Origin of the sequence: Peptoniphilus lacrimalis DSM 7455, assembly GCF_000378725.1 — a bacterium.
In the GTDB taxonomy this organism is placed as follows: domain Bacteria; phylum Bacillota; class Clostridia; order Tissierellales; family Peptoniphilaceae; genus Peptoniphilus_A; species Peptoniphilus_A lacrimalis.
Map to the genome: position 1 here is coordinate 43,996 of NZ_KB900375.1, position 16,642 is coordinate 60,637.

Consider the following 16,642-nt stretch of genomic DNA (forward strand, 5'->3'; position numbering starts at 1 on the left):
ATTCATAAATAGGATTTGGTAGAATCTTCAATATTAGTAAAACTTGGCAATTACTATCGCCAAGTTTATTTTTTACGCAAGAACATATGCACTTATTGTGTTTGTTACAAATGAAAGACAAGTCTAAGGTGTTTTAGAACCTTTCCTTATTTATTTCCTGATATTGCTCAATAGTCTTCTTTAAAGAATAACATTTGTTTATCTTATCGGTTAGCCTTTCATAATCCTCCATCTTTTTATACTTGTCCAAAGATAATTTTTTAAACTTTTCTGAAAGAGAATATATATTATAATTAATTAGATCATTTTCTAATAAATTTTTATAAGCTTTTTCATATAAGGTAATCTGATATTTATAGGTTTCATAAAAATCTTTATCGTTGGGGTCAGAATGGTAGGCATCATAAGTTTTTTTGTATATTTTTAAGATATGGAGGTCTTCTACCACTTCTTTAATTTCATCCATTTCAATTTCAACATTTTTTATTTCAGTTAGAATATTCTGTCTCTCAGTCGCTTGATTTTGGATAAGACTCTCTAATTCTGAATAGTCCTTAATATTATATTTTCTAAGCTCATTTAATGTTTCCGCAGTAAGTTTCATATTAAATCTATTAGCCCATACTTCATAGCCTACAGACTTTTTAACTTTGGGATTTTTATTTATGCTTACTAGGCTTCTATGTTTTAAAGATTTCTTTTCAAGATTGTAAGTTGAGTTATGAATTATATATTTATCAGGACTCTTAATACGCTCTCTAATTTTTTCTTCTGAATAATTAATGCCAATAGTTTTTGCTCTAGTAAATCTAGTTTGGCATTTATGCTTAAAAGAGAGATACTTGCCAAACTTAATTTCGTAGTTATATGACTCCATGATCTTTAAAAAATCCTCATAAGAGTTCGACTTTAAAATAGCCTTATCTATAGCTACTTGCAATTTATATTTCCAGGAAGTGCCTTTCTTAAACTCCATATATTCCTTGTAGGATTTGCCTTTGGTAGAGTAAAGTTTCTTAAACTGTCTATACTCTTCATCAATCACACTGAGATGATATTTTTTACATAGCTCATCACTTATATTTCTAATTTGATGATAAGACTTCTTATTACTTTGGTAAGCTTTGCCTGTTTTAAAATTGATATTGTTAAAAAGAATATGATTATGAATATGCTCCTTATCTATATGAGTGGTTAGGATATATTCATATTCTCCTTTTAGAATTTCTTCACAAAGTTGTATTCCGATTTCATGAGCAAGGTCTGGCGTAACTTCACCTGGAAGAAAAGCTTGTATTAAATGTCTTGCTAAGACATTAGTTTTTGAATTGCATTCGGCTCCTGTCTGTTCAAATTCTAAATGAGCAGTATTAGGATTACATAAGAATGAAGATATTAGAATTTGTTCATCTGTTTTATCTCTATCCATTATGTAACCCAAGGCTAAATTGAGAGTGGATTTAATAGGATGAATTTTTGTTACAGCCATTATTTTTTCTCCATAGTTTTCGTAGAAGGAAAAGAGATATTAAAAAGTTTCTTCCTCATCTCTACAATCATTTTATTTTGCTCTTTAAGTAATTTCTTTAAGTCATCTATGTCTTCTTTATAAATCATGCTCGTTTGATTTGTGCGCTTAGCAATTTGATTAATTGATCCTGTAGTCCTGCCTATAGAGGAAGACATTTCTCTAAAAGGATTCATATCCAAAACAAATATCTCTTTTTCTAGGATACATTTTAAAATAAATTGTCTTAGGGATTTACATTCTGACAACTTATATTTTTCATTCAAAATTTCTTTTTCTTCATCTGATAGCATGATATAAATACCATTAGGTCTTTCTCGATTTGTCATATAATCATCTCCTTATAAATTAGTTGTTTTTTTAATTCTTAAATTTCTATAGTAAAAGAAAGCAGAGCAACCATAGATTTGGCTGCTCTGCTTTTAAATGTGACTGTTTTTTTCAATCCTCAGCTATATTAGATTATAATATCTTTTCTTTTATATTACCAGTTAACAAATCATGTTTAAAAACAAATTGAAAAATAGTATAATTGTAACTAAGAATAAGCAAGAAAAAATTTTGACGGTGATTAACAATGAGTAAAATAGCGATTATAGATGATGATATTTCAATCGTTGAACTTCTAACAGCCTGTTTAGTACGTGAAGATTATGAAGTTGTATCTTTTGTAGATTCGAAAAAAGGATTGGAATATCTATTAAGAAATCCTGTAGATGGCCTTATTTTGGACATCATGATGCCACAAGTAGATGGACTATCTATTCTAAAAATTTTAAAAGAAAAATATGACTATCCTATTATCTTACTTACAGCTAAAACAGAACAAAATGACGTTTTGACAGGATTATATTCTGGAGCAAGTGATTATGTAAAAAAACCTTTTGACATAGCCGAATTGGTACAAAGGTTAAAAATTCATTTGATGAATAAAGAAGTTCACGAAAATGTGCTACAATCAATCACTTATAGAAATTTAAACATAAATGAATCCACTCATGAATTTTCAATCAATAATCATTGTCTTTGTCTTACTCCTGTAGAGTTTAAAATCATGAAGACATTGATGGAGAAAACAAACCAAGTTATTTCCTCTGAAAATATTTTTGAAAGTGTATGGGGGGAAGAGTATCTTGAAAAAGACTCAAATACTGTGAGTGTGCATATTAGAAACATAAGAACAAAAATAAAACAATTAGGAGAGGATTGTAGTTTTTTAAAAACTATATGGGGAGTAGGGTATAAAATTGAATAAGAAAAAATGGTTAAAAAAATTAGCAATAATTTTCTTTGTAATGTCAATAATAATTATTATTTTGAAAGCGATTAATTATACAGCATCATTTGAATTAGGAAATAAATTTATAAGCATATATATGAAGGATTCTTATGTTAGTGATAATATTGAAGGAATTAGTGGAATTCTTTTATGGGGTAAGCTAAAATCTGATATTTTAATTTTTATTTGCCTAATTCTTATTATATTAGTTTTAACATATATAATAACAGGCTATTTTATAGAAAAGAACACAAAATTAAATATTGAAAAAAATTGTATAAGGATTATGAAATGTTATATTAATCATATAGATTTGTCAGAAGAAGATAAAAGAGAGGAGTTCTATGAAGCTCTTACTGAATTGAGCACAAAATACTTAATAGTAAATAGATATAGTAACAATTACTTAATTAAAGATGAAATGATTGCTGATTTTGCACACGATATTAGAACACCCTTATCATCAATCATAGGATTCTTGACTCTTATAAAAAATGATAATGATATGTCTGAAAAATCACGTGATAAATATATAAACACTTTGTTAGAAAAATCTTACGAAGTACAATCACAACTAGAAGATTTATTTTATATCTCAAAATATAATTTTGAACATAAAAACAAATCTAAAAAAGAAGAGAATTTAAAATTATTCTTAGATCAAATTTCAGACGAATTATATCCAGAGTACTCAAACAAAGGTCTAATTATTGATATAAATGTGGATGATAGTATTAGAATAATAGCAAATCTAGAAGAACTGGCGAAAGCATTAGTAAATATTATTACTAATGCAGTGAAGTATACAAAAGAATTTTCGACTATTAAAATTAAAGCAAAAATTACTGATGGATTACTGAATATAGAGATATCAAATAAATCTGAATATATTTCTGAAAAAGATTTAAGTAGAGTGTTTAATAGATTTTATAGAGTAGACCAATCTAGAAATCCCAATATGGGCGGAAGTGGTCTTGGTTTAGCTATTAGTAAAGCTATAATTGAAAATATGGGTGGTACAATTAAAGCAGAATATCAAGGTGGAAACTTTATAATAAAAATTTTCCTACCAAATTTAATATCTTGCGACTACTAAAACTTCATAAAATATTCATTTTTTCTTGCGGATTTATGAACAAACGTCTTCATGCAAAGTTATATAATAATTTATAACAAGCATGGAGATTTTTTATATTAGGAGGCAGCAATGATAAAGGAAGACATATTGAATAAAATTAAAAGTAAAATTCAATGTAGGAACTATAAACGATTAGGCCGCTGCTTTGAAAGCAATAATAAAAAATATTTTTATGACTTAGGTACTGGGAAAATATTTCTAGTCGAGCCTGAAGTATTTGATTTATTAAATTTAATTCTTGATAATAAATGGGATGAAGCTGTAAAAATCAGTAGTCAGTCGAAATCAGACGTTTACGAATCTATTATTAACGAAAATATATTACTAGCTCCAGAATTAAATTCTTATATAGGAGTTCAGATTAGCGATTTGGAAAATCAACTACTTAGAAACAGGGCTCAAATCACTCTTGAATTAACTGAAAAGTGTAATATGAGATGTAAGTATTGCATTTATCAGGAAGGGCAGGGTGGATATAGAGAATTTGGAAATCATGATATGACTTTTGAAGTCGCAAAATTAGCAATAGATGATTTAATCGAACACAGTCAAGATGAAAAGGTGATTTTTGTAAGCTTTTATGGCGGCGAGCCACTTTTAAAGTTTGATTTATTGAAACAATGTATAGATTATTGTGAAACAATTAAGGGGAAAAATATATCTTACGCTTTGACCACTAACGGAACACTAGTGGATAGAGATATGGCTAACTATTTTTCAAGGTTAGGAGAAAGAATACATATTACCATAAGTTTGGATGGTCCTAAATATATGAATGATAAATACAGAGTTTATGGTGATGGCAAGGGAACATTTGATGATGCTGTAAGGGGAGCAAAACTGATTATAAATGAATTTAGCAAAAATGGAAGTAAATTATCTTTAGGAATAAATTCAGTTTTACCAGAATATCATGAACATGACTTGAACAGTATAGAGCATTATTTTGAAAGTCAAGAATGGTTACCAAGTGATGTAGTCTTCACATCTTCTTTTGTTGCAACCAAGGATAAAGAAATGGATTATTTAGGTATCGATAGTCCTATTGAAGAAGAAATAATTTGCAACAGTAAAAAAATCAAAGGATACTTTGATCCGTTATTTGACTGGGCAAGTCCTAGTGAAAATGAGAATATTACATCAAAAATAATAGCCAAGGATAATGTTATTAAAGAGCTAGCAATGATACATCGAAGGTTGTTATTTGATAGTCCTATGGAGTCTTATTATATGTGCGGATGTTGTGTACCAGGAGCAAGAAGGGTGTATGTTACAACAAAAGGAGAATATTTAATATGCGAGAAACTTGGAGAAGCACCAGACATAGGAAATGTTTATGAAGGTTTAGATTTAGGCAAAATAAAAAAACATTATGTAACAGATTATTGTGAGCAAACTATTCCATATTGCAATGATTGTTGGGCGGTGCATTTATGTGGGATGTGCTATATGAATTGTTATGATCATGAAGGTATAAATCTAAAATTAAGGCACAGTAAGTGCATAATGAATAGGATATATATAGAAAAAAATCTTGAATTATATCATAAAATCTTAGAATTAAATTCAGAAGCTTTATCAATATTGGATGATTATGACTTTAGTTAAGTCAATAATCATAAATTGTAATTGGAAAAACTAAAATATGAGGAGGTGAGACAATGAAACTAGTAAATCCATTAGGAAGAAAACCTAGCGAAGTTTTTGACAATGGCGGTGCAACTCCAATGGCTTGTATGTGTTCAGGAGAAAAAGCGTACGCTACAGCAAGAGGTACAGACAAGTGTTTCAAGTGCGGATGTTCTTGTTCTTCTACTAAATATAGTGCTAATAATTCAAAAAAATCATTTTGGACTATAAGAGGATCTGGAGATATAGAGTAGTTGTAACTTAATAGGAAAAAAACAGATATCAGCAAGCCATTATCAAAATTTTTTGCTATTGCTTGCTGATATTTTTAGGTGAAAATATGAATTTAAAAAAAATATCAAAACAATACGGTAAAAAGACAGTCTTAAAAGAGATAAATACGGAAATAGGACATGGAATCTATGGTTTGTTAGGAGCTAATGGGGCAGGTAAAAGCACCTTAATGAAAATTATGATTGGGGAGGTAAAAGAAAGTTCAGGAAAAATTATTTATGAAAATGAAAATAATAGCCAGGAGAGCTTTTTCTCTACTTTAGGCTATCTTCCTCAAAATTTCAGAGCACCAAAAGAAATGAAAGTATTTGATTATTTACGATATATAGCTGTATATAAAGGGATTAAGGATGAAAAGATAAAAGCAAACATTCAAGAGCTTTGTCAAGATTTAAACCTAAGCGAATACATTCAAAATAGGATTGGAGACCTTTCAGGGGGAACTTTGCAAAGAGTGGGTATAGCTCAAGCTTTCTTGGGAAACCCAAGTTTTATTATCCTAGATGAACCATCAAGTGGCTTAGATATAAGCGAGAGAAGAAATCTTAAAGAGTTTATTTCGAGAAAATCTAGAGATAAATCCATTATTATTTCAACTCATATAATATCGGATATTGAGTACATTGTAGATCATCTTTTAATTATTAAAGCAGGAAGAATTTTACAAGATATTAGCTATAAGGAAGCTATTAAGTCTTTAGATGGATGTGTATGGGAAGATTATTTAAATAATGAACAGATAACACATGGAGAAAAATTAATTCAATCCATGGGTGGTGTTACTACAAATCTTGATAGAGAAGATAATAGTCGAAATCACATTCGATATGTTGGAAAAGAAAAATTAACGAACAATTCCGTTTATAAAGAGCCTGAACTGAATGATTTTTATCTATGGACAATAGAAGGGGGCAGATAATGAAAACTTTAAAATTGGAATTAAAAAACATATTTTGTAAAAAGATCAATCTGCTCTTTTTAGTATTTGTACTAGGAATAGGCATAGTAACGGCTTTCTTCTTTTTAAAGGGAGTCAGTGCAGATAAAGTTTTAGAAGATGGAAGCATACAAATTGTAAAAGGCAAAGAAGCCATTGAACTTATTAATGAATATGATAAAGAGATTGCAGGAGAGATAACAGAAGATAAGCTTATGATGGCTAGGGATATCTTTAACAGCACTTGGGACTCAGAGAAAGAAAAAAGAAACATAACAAAAGAACTTCTAGAAATAGAAAGTTTAATAGGTCCTATGGACTCTTTACGCTTTCCCATTAAAGATAAAATGACCATCGTAAAATGGGATGATGTAGACATACCCATTGAATATGCCAGAGACTACTATAGCCTTCGTCAAGATATGCTTAAGAAATATACGGATGATATAAAGGATCAAAAAATAGTTGAGAAAATTTGGAAGATGGAGGAGAAAGTAGACAAACCCTTTGTTATGGGGATTAATCACAATGTTTGGGGAGACAGCATTGAATGGCTTTCCATGCTGATCATTATCTGTCTCATTCTTATTATCTTTGTTTTTGCCACAATTTTTACAGAGGCGAAGGAAAATGGATTGTATGAGATTGTGGCAAGGACAGCTTTAGGACAAAAGAAGTTTCACTCTTCTAAACTAATAGCAGGCACTATTTTCAATGCACTAATCTATCTTTTAATGATGCTTTCATATTTAGCTATAGTATATCTAGCATTAGGTGGAGATGGATTAAAGACAAGCTTCCAAATTGACATGGCTTTTTCTCCAGGAAATTTAACTTATAAAAAGGTTATTCTAATTCAAATAATTGGGGGATTTATTGGTAGTTTAGCCTTGGGATCTTTAGCCATGCTGGTCTCTTCAAAATCAAAGAAATCAAAAATAGCTTTAACGATTATGATATCAAGTTTTGCAATTTATGGATTACTAGCTATTTTCATAAGGCCAGAATCAAAATTAATTCAATATATTATGAACCTAAGTCCCTGTGGTATAAGCCAAGTGTTTTTCCAACTACCATTTCCTAACTATATCCATTTAGGGTTGGTAATGTGGTTGCCTTATGTCATGTTAATATTTGGATTAGTACAATTAATTATATATGACTATTTAACGGTCAAATTAAATAGATAATGATGTGTAAATGATATGATAAAGACATTTTGTAGGTCACTAGCAACAGTATTTAGCAACTCTAAACTTTTATTTATTTTAAACTTTATTATTATAATTATTTCTGGAATAATTTCTGGAATTAATGTCTATTCAATCCAACAATTAGTAAATGGAATACAAGATGCGATAATTAAAGGGACGAGTATAAGTAAAAACATAATGTTGTTTATCAGCGTTAATCTGATAATTATTATTGTGCAAAATATTAGATCTTACACTAATCAAATGATTGCTATTAATCTCGATTATAACTTGGATAATGAATACTTAATAAAATGTTCAACTTTAGACCTTAAAGATTTTGAAAATGAAGATGTATATACTACCATAACAAAGGCCTATAGCTTAGGAAAATTAAAAGTTCAAGATATCTATTTTAATTTTTTGCAGCTGGTTGAAAGTATAATCTCAATGATTTCAGTTATTTTTGCTGTTAGGTCTATAGATAGTTATCTTTTAGGGGTTATCATTATAATTCCAATATTTTCTACTATTTCAAGTATTAAGATTGGAAAATATGCTTATGATAAAGAAAAAGAAAATATTAAGCATCAAAGGAAGAGTGATTATTTTAGCTATTTATTGACAAATAATATTGCTATCAAAGAAATCATCAGCTTTAATATTGCTAACTATTTAATAGAAAAGTTTAAAAGGCACAAAGACATTGTAAAGAACACCAATAAATCTATATTAAAATTGCACATTACAAAAAATATATTAGTTTCGATTTTAGAAATTACAATCAAAGTATTTTTGATAGTTACAGTTATTATCAAATCTATCAATAATAATGGAAAAATTGGTAACATAATGGGATATATTTATTCATTAGATTTAATTGAGAACAAACTCAACAATCTACTTTCTAGCATCACAGAAATATATAAGAGCAAATTATATGTGGACAATTATTATGAATTTCTAGACACAAATGTTGGCAATGTTTGCAAAGGAAAGAATCTAGTTTACAAAAAAATAGCTAGCATAGAAATTAAAAACTTATCATTTGGATATAATGGGTTAAAAAAAGATTTATCAAATATAGATTTAAATATAAAAAAGGACAGACCAATTGTAATTTTAGGAACAAATGGTTCTGGCAAAAGCACATTAATCAAAATATTAGCTGGTTTATATGATGATTTTGAAGGAGAGATTTTTGTTAATGGTATGTCGTTAAGAAAAATTAATAAAAACAATTATAGAGAAAAAATTACTGTAATATTTCAAGATTTCAACCAATACGAGCTTTCTCTAAGGGAAAATATTGCTTTTTCAAAGATAAGTCATATAAATAATAGTAAAAAAATCAGTAGAGCTATAAACAAAGTAGGGTTGAGTGATGTAGTGGATAGTTTTGAACATAGACTAGACACACAAATGGGATGCTGGTTTGGAGGTAGAGAATTGTCAAAGGGCCAATGGCAAAGAATAGCACTAGCAAGAGTATTATTCAGAGATGCGGACATTGTAATATTAGATGAACCAACCTCAGCACTTGATCCAATAATTGAAAAAGAAATTTTTTCTTTGATTAATGATATAGCTAAAGATAAAATATTGATATTAGTTACTCACAGGGTTGAAAACATAAAAAAATATGATCCATGGTATGTCTTTATGGAAAAAGGAAGAATAGTGAATCAAGGGCTATATGAAGATATAAAAGATACTTCTGCATATAAGAAACTTACTGTATAATATATAATGATAAAAAATAAAAGCAAGATTGATGAAACACTTCGAATCATACTTGGTAAATTGGTGATTATTGCGAGATAACTATTCTAAATACTCTTCTCTTTTTCTCCAGGGGAATATTGCAGGAACACCAATCAAAAGATAATTAACAATGCTATTAAGTGTTTCATTATTCAAGAGTGGAATAAAATATTTATCTCCACCTCGTATAGCAACAATCAAAAGACAATATACAGTCATTACTCCTAAATAAGAGATGATAAAATTTAGAATACTACCTAGCAGCGGAAATAATGAATAAATTCTATTGAATATAAAGGTATAGACAGCAACTGCAACAAGTCCTGACAATATATCCCAGAAATAAACAAAGTAACCAGAACTATGAATGAAAGTATATAGACATAATAGCAGTACGGTAGCTAATGCGGCTGCAAATTGGGCAGTTAATACTTATTCGGGTTCTAATGCAGAATATAAGATAACTGGTAATTTAGCTAGTACAGACGTCACTTATTGTTCTAAATTGGTATGGCAAGCATATTATTATGGTCCATCATCCCATCAAGCTAACGGTCCAACAATAGGATACAGATTACCATATGATTTACCAGATACAATACACAGTTTAAGCTACAAGCACACTTACTAGGACTTAGTATTATGATAAAGAAAAAAAGATGATATTACTAGCAGTAGGTGTAATCATACTTGGTACAGCTATATACCAATATCCATTGCAAAAAAAATTAGCACAAAGAAGCTTCGAAAATTATATAACTAAACAAGGAATAGTTTCTGAAAAAATCAGTAGTAAAAGATTTTTTAAAGACTGGAAACAAGGAGGATACTTGGTAGTTGTAACTTTTAATGATGATATAAACAATAAATATTATTATCATTATGATGTGTGGACGCATAAAAAAGGCGAATCATTGAAATTTAATAGAATGACATTAACTATTATCGATGAAAAAAATTCTCTTACATTAGAATATCCTTGGGATGGTAAGTGTAAGTATCCTCCTATTGATGAGTGATGAAGATGTGGATGAGTAAGCAAAGACTGATAAGTATAGAAAGCGTATATTCTTGAAGCTTCATTTAAAAAACTAGACTGAATGATGTTGAAAAATACGGATAATGTAACAAATCATGAATAAAATAGATACAGGGAAAACAATTCCAAGTCCAAAAACGGCTAACGAGATTTCAAATGTGCTTGGCGTTTGTATATTTAAGTGTTTGATTTAGATGATACAGGTATGTATAGGTGTTCAAGTTGTAATTGTGATGGTAACCAGTAAAGGAGCATACACATAGACAAATGGAGGTGGTGTTGTGAGCAATTATAAGAACCCTCAAAGGTATAAGAATGGAGATTATTTAGTTGTTTTAAAACTGATATAATGATTGAAAGATTTTTTTGCAGACATGCAAATATATAATTAAGATAATTAGGAGGTTTGTTATGAAAAAAAGATTTTCTATACTTGTTAGTGTACTAATGTTTTGCATTCTTTTAAACCCTACGTTTGTTAAAGCTAATGAATATCAAGGGAAAGCGGAAGAATTTGATCAAACTGGCGAAAAGTATCAGAGTGCGTCTGAAGTTTTTAGAAAAGAAGAAGTAGAAGAACTTATTGAACAAGTTGAAACAAAAAAACTCATGCCTGATAAAACAGATTTTACTGCTTCTGATGGAATGTTAAGAGCATCTTTTGGACAATATCCTACAAGAAAAGGTGTGATTTTAGTTACAAAGGATAAATACAAAGGACTAATTCCAACAGGACATGCCGCTATAATATATGGACAAAATGTTGTCGTTGAATCATTATCACAAGGAGTTACTACTGGGAGAAATGATTGGCATTCAACAAAAACCACATGTTATGGTGTAACTGTGAAAAATACTACGGTAACACAAGATAGTAATGCTGCAGACTGGTGTTATAAACAGATTTCAAAACCTTATAATTTGAATTACTATAATATGTCAACTAGAGCAAAATTTTATTGTTCACAACTTGTGTGGGCGGCATTTTTAGATAATTATAATATAGATTTAAACACTCCGGCATTTGCCAATGCTGCTATGCTTTCCAACCCTGTTCATCCTATGGAATTAGTTTGGACTGATGAGACAAATTTAATATATGAAAAGTAAATATTTAAATTTGATTGAAAAATTTTGGAGGGTAAAAACTGATATCAAAAATAAAGCAAAAATTTTATTATGTTTTTTGCTTATAGTAAGTTTATTTTTTATAAATGGGTGTAGCAAACTTAAAAATTCTGTTGATAGAAAGAAAATTGATTTTGGTCTTGTTATCACAACATCTCAAGCCTATAAATCAGAAATTCTTTGGTTTGATTTAAATTTTGATTCTATTCAAAAACAAAAACTTCCTTATGCTATGCTTGGTACACCCTTTTACTCTCCGGTCGCAGATGCTGATAAAATTTATATGATTCCTGAAGGACTTGGAAATAAAAAAGATACCAGAAAAGTTATAAGCATTAACAAGCAGTCACTGGATGTTGAAGAATACCCTTTTACCAACATTGCATTAAACCATATGGCCAGTATTGGAAACAATGTCTATGCAATTAACACATTAAATGGTGACAGCTGTCTGGAGTCATATGATGTAGTGTCTAAGAAGAGAAATTCTGTAATTTTGAAAAAAGTTTATTTGGAAACAGTAATAGCTTCTTCAGATAAATTATTTTGTTTTGTTAGAAAATTAAATTATAGTGATTCAGAAGAAGCGAAAACCATGTTAAATGTTTATACGCCAAGTTTAGATTTGGAAGCAGAAATTGACCTCACTGAATATGGTAATCCGACGAGTATGTATCTTGAAGATGAAGATAATTTATATGTAACTGTAAATAGAAATGCTAATATTAAGCCTGTAGGAAAAATCCTTAAAATAAATAAATCAACTTTTGAAATAAGTGAATTTATAACAAAAAAAGATATCCCATATAGGATATTTAAATTTGAAGATAAATTTATTTTAGCTTATTATGATCCTGTTACAAATGAAGGAACAGAAGTATCTGTGTGGACTGAAAACGGAAACGAACAAATTTTCGATTTGAAAACGCCATTAACTGTCACAGGTGTTGTTAACGATAAGTTTGTAGCAGCAAATAATAAATCAATAAAAATATTTTCTATTCCTGATTTTAAGTTAATTAAAGAACATGAATTAAGTATTGGGACTTCAAATTATGTTTCAGCATTGTTATTTGTGAATGAGTGATGTATAAAAAAATAGATTTAATTTTTATATATAATCTGAATGCTAGAAAGATGATAGATTGAATTTGGATATTGGAAAAATGAAGATATAGAAGAAGTATTAAATAATGATTCTGTTGATAAATATTTTAATCAAAATAATAATTTTGAGAAAAATAATTTGAAGTTCCACAGATTGGATTACAACTGGAGAAATAAGTGATTTAGCTAAAAATCATGGTGGCGCAACAGCTGTAACTAATATAGCTTTATACTTTAATAATAGAGGTTATAGTAAATTAAAAATTAATGGAGATAAACGTGAAACGTTTAAAAAAGTACATGCGATAGTTGGAAATGGTCCAGTAATGACTATTGCAGGAGATACAAAAACATATTTTCCAAATAGAGGGTATAATTTAAGTTATAGTAATGTGGGGAATTTTGCTACCATAAAAAATGCTGTAACAAATGACAGAGTTACAGGGATATTATTAGCAAATGGTATAGTTGACTGGCATTGGGTTTTAGGAGTAGGATATAGAGAATATGCTAATGCTGGTAATTATATAAGAATTGTTAATGGATGGAATAATACAATTAACAAATTTTATAAACCACACTCTAGATCACTTTGGGTGTCCGCTACTCAATATTGGGTTAGATAAATAAAATTATGAAAAGGCGAAAACTAATACATATCATTATACAAATGATGATATTTACAATTACTTTTATGATGTCAAAAAATCTTTTTCAAGATGTCTATTTATTTAAATGGACATCAGATAGGTGTTATTTATATATATGGATAGTTGTATTGTTGTTAACATATTTAGGGAAATATAAGATTTCATATGCGATTACAATATCTAATATCATTGGATTGTTTTTAGGACAGTATCTTGGTGATTATATAGTGATATTAAACCAAACTAAAATCACATCTAATATGAGTGCAGAAGATGTTTATAGGCTAAGTAAGCATCCGGGTGTATTAATTTGGTTTATATGTATTACTCTATCAATATTTTTAGTATTGTTAATTAATTCGCTTGATAGAAGAAAATTAAGATAATAAAAACTGATTAAATTGTACTATCAAGCACAATGTTATATTAAGTTGATAAAAAAACAGAATAGCAGACTAGTAATTTAGAAGGGGCTGTTGAAAAGTAAAACATAACAGCCCCTTTAGTTTATCTTAAACCTTAAAATTATTTAAGCAGTGTTGCATTTAATGAATTTATAATAACGGATTGAATTTATAGTATTAACTTTTGGAATGTTTATTCTAAATACTCCTCTCTTTTTCTCCAGGGGAATATAGCAAGAACACCAATCAGAATATAATTTACAATGTTATTAAGTGTTTCATTATTCAAGAGTGGAAGAAAATATTTATCTCCCCCTAGTATAGCAACAATCACAAGACAATATACAGTCATTACTCCTAGATAAGAGATGATAAAATTTAGTATACTACCTAATAGCGGAAATAATGAATAAATTCTATTGAATATAAAGGTATAGACAGCAACCGCAACAAGTTCTGACAATATATCCCAGAAATAAACAAAGTAACCAGAACTATGAATGACGGAGAAATGATTATGCACAAGATATGCAATAAAAACAAAGATCACTAATTTGTCTAAAGCAAAAACAGCAAATTTAGCAATAGAAATACCAACAGTAAGCCAAAAGAAAAAGTATAAAATTGGCAATGCAACCAACAATAAATAAACTAAAAACATTAAAATTCACCTTTTTTCTCAAACTTATAATTTATTAATTTAATCTTCAGATACATTTTTTCAACTTTTTCCTCCAAAAATAATCTCTCTTTCATAGAGAGATTATTTGTTTTAAAAACAAAATACAAATCAGAAACGGCATCTAATCCTTTAGTAACAGATTCTTTTGCCTGAATTGCCTTTTCTATATCATCATCATTAGAAATACCTAACAGCAAATAATCCAATGAAACAGAAAACACCTTTGTGAGTTCTAAATAAACCCTTAAGTCCCTAGGAATACTTTCCCCTTTTTCCCAAGAAATATAACTTCTGTTAGATACCCTTAGCCGTTTAGAAAGTTCCTCTTGGGTCAACCCATTTTCAATCCTTAAAAATTTAATTTTTTCGTGAAATTTCAAAATAGCTCTCCTCTTGTCGTTTAAAGAAATAATAATTTCTATTATAATAAAAATATGAAATAAAAGCTATAAAAACATAAAAAAACATGAATTAAAAATAAGTTTATATGCAGCTCGACGCAGAAGCGTTTAGAAAAGCTGTCAAGGGCATGTATCACTTTCTAAAAGATAGGCGACGAGTCTATCTTTTTTTTGCCAAAAGGGAAGTGAGTATGTCATATATCAGAGGCCCTCCTCAAGCTAGTTGTTGATAACAATTACTAATCTCAACACTTGAAGGAGGAAAAATGAATACAAATAACAGAAATGGATATTACCATGGAAAATACTATATAGACGGTAAAGAAGTGGAACTTCCTGATGATATAAAGGAAATTTTTGAAGAAGCAAGAAGGGCTGAACAAAGGATATTAAGACAAGAAAGAAGGTATGGTGTTTACTCATCGTCAAACTATATGCTAAAGAGTAGAGAACAAGACGGGAACCAGCAGGAAGACTATATTGAAAGCTTAGAAGATAAGACATCCAATATAGAAGAAAAAATCTTGAAGAATGAAGAAATTTTGATGGTCAAAGATTCGTTCTCAGAGTTAGATAAAGAAGAATTAAGGCTAATTAAACTTCTTATAGAACAAGAATTAACTGAAAGAGAGATAGGAAAAATCTTAGGAATTTCACAAGTAGCAGTCAATAAAAGAAAACATAAGGTTTTTGATAAATTAAGGACTCTCTTAAAAGATTTAATGACAACATTTATGTAAGTTTAGAAATAATCCCCATGAAAAAATGGGGATTATTTTTATTTAAATATCTTTATAAATTTGGTTATCAAACCACTCTTTTCTGTCCCTATATATAAGGGGGTAAATTTTACTTTCCTTTAAACATAAATTGAACCATGACAACTTAATAGACCAAAACAGGACGTTAACTACTTGTGGAGCCTTATAAGATCTTCGCCAAGACTTTTCTGCTGAGGTACAACTCGGTTTAAATGAATACTCTGCTGATACCAGAAGGATAAAAGGAAACGAGCGATAAAAGAGATTATAGATTCAGCTTTGGCAACTGATGCTTTGATACAAGTAGGGATAATGATACTTCTAAAGTTGTTGCCGGCCCATCTAGAAAAGGGGCGGTGGTGAAATTCCAATGTCGTGGCCTACACGCCTGTCAATGTCAAAAAACTTATATTTAATTTAATAAAATAAGGAGGCTTTCGTGAAAAATAAACATAATGATAAAAAGTTTGTTAGATATAAAGAAGGTGCAGAACTTTATTCAATGAGTCAAAGTAAATTTGAAGAATTAGCAAAAGAAGCGGGAGCTGTCTATAAGCTAAATAAAATTGTTCTTGTAAACTGTGAAATACTAAATGAATACTTAGAAACATTCAGGTTACCAGGTATATAAAAGATAATTTGGAAAGGGAGTTTATGATTGACAAAGTGTCGGACAAAAAGTATAATTTAGATAAGTTATGAGAATAG

Annotated in this window: 20 protein-coding genes; 15 read left to right on the forward strand and 5 right to left on the reverse strand. The window is 29.1% G+C overall.

Translation table 11 applies throughout. From position 1 onward, the window contains the following. Positions 1-133 precede the first annotated feature (133 nt). Positions 134-1,489 (reverse strand): relaxase/mobilization nuclease domain-containing protein, encoded by a 1,356-nt coding sequence (locus F594_RS0107630; protein WP_019035145.1) that lies wholly within the window; start codon positions 1,487-1,489, stop codon positions 134-136. After that, on the reverse strand, positions 1,489-1,857 hold the full coding sequence (locus tag F594_RS0107635) for a plasmid mobilization protein (protein WP_019035146.1): 369 nt from the start codon (positions 1,855-1,857) through the stop codon (positions 1,489-1,491). Before F594_RS0107635 ends, F594_RS0107630 begins: the two co-directional genes overlap by 1 nt. Before the next feature lie 248 nt (positions 1,858-2,105). Here F594_RS0107635 and F594_RS0107640 point away from each other — a divergent pair, with 248 nt between their 5' ends. From F594_RS0107640 to F594_RS0107670, 7 genes are all read left to right on the forward strand, one after another. Then, a complete protein-coding gene (locus F594_RS0107640; RefSeq protein WP_019035147.1) occupies positions 2,106-2,783 on the forward strand; it encodes a response regulator transcription factor in 678 nt (225 codons plus the stop codon). Beyond that, positions 2,776-3,903 (forward strand): sensor histidine kinase, encoded by a 1,128-nt coding sequence (locus F594_RS0107645; RefSeq protein WP_019035148.1) that lies wholly within the window; start codon positions 2,776-2,778, stop codon positions 3,901-3,903. The genes F594_RS0107640 and F594_RS0107645 overlap by 8 nt, the downstream gene beginning before the upstream one ends. 111 nt (positions 3,904-4,014) lie before the next feature. Continuing rightward, positions 4,015-5,553, forward strand: coding sequence for a radical SAM protein (locus F594_RS0107650; RefSeq protein WP_019035149.1), 1,539 nt, complete (start codon positions 4,015-4,017; stop codon positions 5,551-5,553). Between the two features lie 53 nt (positions 5,554-5,606). Further along, on the forward strand, positions 5,607-5,828 hold the full coding sequence (locus F594_RS0107655; RefSeq protein WP_019035150.1) for an Apre_1838 family putative sactipeptide bacteriocin: 222 nt from the start codon (positions 5,607-5,609) through the stop codon (positions 5,826-5,828). 86 nt (positions 5,829-5,914) lie between these two features. Next, positions 5,915-6,787, forward strand: a complete 873-nt coding sequence (locus F594_RS0107660; protein WP_019035151.1) for an ATP-binding cassette domain-containing protein — start codon at positions 5,915-5,917, stop codon at positions 6,785-6,787. Then, on the forward strand, positions 6,787-7,995 hold the full coding sequence (locus F594_RS0107665) for an ABC transporter permease (RefSeq protein WP_019035152.1): 1,209 nt from the start codon (positions 6,787-6,789) through the stop codon (positions 7,993-7,995). Before F594_RS0107660 ends, F594_RS0107665 begins: the two co-directional genes overlap by 1 nt. 15 nt (positions 7,996-8,010) lie before the next feature. Next, the gene (locus F594_RS0107670; RefSeq protein WP_019035153.1) at positions 8,011-9,741 is read left to right on the forward strand and encodes an ATP-binding cassette domain-containing protein; all 1,731 of its coding nucleotides are present in this window, start codon (positions 8,011-8,013) and stop codon (positions 9,739-9,741) included. An 81-nt stretch (positions 9,742-9,822) separates the two neighbouring features. Here F594_RS0107670 and F594_RS09835 read toward each other — a convergent pair whose 3' ends face one another. Next, on the reverse strand, positions 9,823-9,981 hold the full coding sequence (locus tag F594_RS09835; RefSeq protein ID WP_019035154.1) for a hypothetical protein: 159 nt from the start codon (positions 9,979-9,981) through the stop codon (positions 9,823-9,825). Positions 9,982-10,129: 148 nt separating this feature from the next. On the opposite strand from F594_RS09835, the gene F594_RS09295 reads away from it, so the two are divergent. The 6 genes from F594_RS09295 (at position 10,130) to F594_RS0107700 (ending at position 14,072) form a co-directional block, all read left to right on the forward strand. Then, positions 10,130-10,393: a hypothetical protein gene (locus F594_RS09295; protein ID WP_036746335.1), complete on the forward strand. Its 264-nt coding sequence runs from the start codon at positions 10,130-10,132 to the stop codon at positions 10,391-10,393. A 28-nt stretch (positions 10,394-10,421) separates the two neighbouring features. Beyond that, entirely contained in the window at positions 10,422-10,781 is a 360-nt protein-coding gene (locus tag F594_RS0107680) for a DUF3139 domain-containing protein (RefSeq protein ID WP_019035155.1), read from the forward strand. Between the two features lie 431 nt (positions 10,782-11,212). Beyond that, complete coding sequence (locus F594_RS0107685; protein WP_019035156.1) at positions 11,213-11,911, forward strand: YiiX/YebB-like N1pC/P60 family cysteine hydrolase; 699 nt, start codon at positions 11,213-11,215, stop codon at positions 11,909-11,911. Further along, on the forward strand, positions 11,901-13,016 hold the full coding sequence (locus F594_RS0107690) for a hypothetical protein (RefSeq protein WP_019035157.1): 1,116 nt from the start codon (positions 11,901-11,903) through the stop codon (positions 13,014-13,016). The genes F594_RS0107685 and F594_RS0107690 overlap by 11 nt, the downstream gene beginning before the upstream one ends. Before the next feature lie 346 nt (positions 13,017-13,362). After that, the gene (locus F594_RS0107695; RefSeq protein WP_019035158.1) at positions 13,363-13,662 is read left to right on the forward strand and encodes a hypothetical protein; all 300 of its coding nucleotides are present in this window, start codon (positions 13,363-13,365) and stop codon (positions 13,660-13,662) included. Between the two features lie 44 nt (positions 13,663-13,706). After that, positions 13,707-14,072, forward strand: a complete 366-nt coding sequence (locus F594_RS0107700; protein ID WP_155802183.1) for a hypothetical protein — start codon at positions 13,707-13,709, stop codon at positions 14,070-14,072. A 211-nt stretch (positions 14,073-14,283) separates the two neighbouring features. Here F594_RS0107700 and F594_RS0107705 read toward each other — a convergent pair whose 3' ends face one another. Further along, positions 14,284-14,751, reverse strand: coding sequence for a hypothetical protein (locus F594_RS0107705; protein ID WP_019035160.1), 468 nt, complete (start codon positions 14,749-14,751; stop codon positions 14,284-14,286). Further along, complete coding sequence (locus F594_RS09385; RefSeq protein ID WP_019035161.1) at positions 14,751-15,152, reverse strand: helix-turn-helix domain-containing protein; 402 nt, start codon at positions 15,150-15,152, stop codon at positions 14,751-14,753. The genes F594_RS0107705 and F594_RS09385 overlap by 1 nt, the downstream gene beginning before the upstream one ends. Before the next feature lie 287 nt (positions 15,153-15,439). Between F594_RS09385 and F594_RS09390 the strand changes: the two genes are divergently transcribed. Together F594_RS09390 and F594_RS0107720 are read left to right on the forward strand one after the other, a co-directional pair. Continuing rightward, positions 15,440-15,913 (forward strand): sigma-70 family RNA polymerase sigma factor, encoded by a 474-nt coding sequence (locus tag F594_RS09390; RefSeq protein ID WP_019035162.1) that lies wholly within the window; start codon positions 15,440-15,442, stop codon positions 15,911-15,913. A 460-nt stretch (positions 15,914-16,373) separates the two neighbouring features. Then, entirely contained in the window at positions 16,374-16,565 is a 192-nt protein-coding gene (locus F594_RS0107720) for a DUF6462 family protein (protein WP_019035163.1), read from the forward strand. Positions 16,566-16,642 lie beyond the last annotated feature (77 nt).

Coding starts and splice junctions, on each gene's coding strand:
- F594_RS0107630 (WP_019035145.1), bottom strand. CDS start 1,489: ATGGCTGTAACAAAAATTCATCCTATTAAATCCACTCTCAATTTAGCC.
- F594_RS0107635 (WP_019035146.1), bottom strand. CDS start 1,857: ATGACAAATCGAGAAAGACCTAATGGTATTTATATCATGCTATCAGAT.
- F594_RS0107640 (WP_019035147.1), top strand. CDS start 2,106: ATGAGTAAAATAGCGATTATAGATGATGATATTTCAATCGTTGAACTT.
- F594_RS0107650 (WP_019035149.1), top strand. CDS start 4,015: ATGATAAAGGAAGACATATTGAATAAAATTAAAAGTAAAATTCAATGT.
- F594_RS0107655 (WP_019035150.1), top strand. CDS start 5,607: ATGAAACTAGTAAATCCATTAGGAAGAAAACCTAGCGAAGTTTTTGAC.
- F594_RS0107660 (WP_019035151.1), top strand. CDS start 5,915: ATGAATTTAAAAAAAATATCAAAACAATACGGTAAAAAGACAGTCTTA.
- F594_RS0107665 (WP_019035152.1), top strand. CDS start 6,787: ATGAAAACTTTAAAATTGGAATTAAAAAACATATTTTGTAAAAAGATC.
- F594_RS0107670 (WP_019035153.1), top strand. CDS start 8,011: ATGATAAAGACATTTTGTAGGTCACTAGCAACAGTATTTAGCAACTCT.
- F594_RS09835 (WP_019035154.1), bottom strand. CDS start 9,981: ATGACTGTATATTGTCTTTTGATTGTTGCTATACGAGGTGGAGATAAA.
- F594_RS09295 (WP_036746335.1), top strand. CDS start 10,130: ATGAAAGTATATAGACATAATAGCAGTACGGTAGCTAATGCGGCTGCA.
- F594_RS0107680 (WP_019035155.1), top strand. CDS start 10,422: ATGATATTACTAGCAGTAGGTGTAATCATACTTGGTACAGCTATATAC.
- F594_RS0107685 (WP_019035156.1), top strand. CDS start 11,213: ATGAAAAAAAGATTTTCTATACTTGTTAGTGTACTAATGTTTTGCATT.
- F594_RS0107690 (WP_019035157.1), top strand. CDS start 11,901: ATGAAAAGTAAATATTTAAATTTGATTGAAAAATTTTGGAGGGTAAAA.
- F594_RS0107695 (WP_019035158.1), top strand. CDS start 13,363: ATGACTATTGCAGGAGATACAAAAACATATTTTCCAAATAGAGGGTAT.
- F594_RS0107700 (WP_155802183.1), top strand. CDS start 13,707: ATGATGATATTTACAATTACTTTTATGATGTCAAAAAATCTTTTTCAA.
- F594_RS0107705 (WP_019035160.1), bottom strand. CDS start 14,751: ATGTTTTTAGTTTATTTATTGTTGGTTGCATTGCCAATTTTATACTTT.
- F594_RS09390 (WP_019035162.1), top strand. CDS start 15,440: ATGAATACAAATAACAGAAATGGATATTACCATGGAAAATACTATATA.